Source organism: Clostridium sp. E02 (assembly GCF_003833015.1).
Classification (GTDB): Bacteria; Bacillota; Clostridia; order Lachnospirales; family Lachnospiraceae; genus Lacrimispora.
This window is the reverse complement of record NZ_RJLQ01000093.1, coordinates 1-243: the sequence shown is the minus strand read 5'-3', so window position 1 is coordinate 243 and position 243 is coordinate 1. Positions and strand designations below refer to the sequence as shown.

Annotated in this window: 1 pseudogene; it reads right to left on the bottom strand. The window is 36.2% G+C overall.

The window, feature by feature from the left end:
- A pseudogene (locus tag EFT72_RS19545) lies at window positions 1–243 on the bottom strand (transposase); the annotation flags it as partial.

Below are 243 nucleotides of genomic sequence, written 5' to 3'. Positions count from 1 at the left end.
TGTTTACAGGAAGATAGTATTCATTTTGATATTTCAGGCAGCTTCCATTATCTATCTTTCTAGAAGATAACACCGCCAACGTCAGATTGATTTTATCACTATCTGGTTGCATTTCGAACACAGATTTGATACTATCAATAGGTAATGCGAACTGCTTATTAAATTTCTTTATATAGGTGAGGAGAAATTGATTGGCTTGCTGAATGCTTGTTACATTCGCAAGTCGGAGTTCAACAGGAAGGC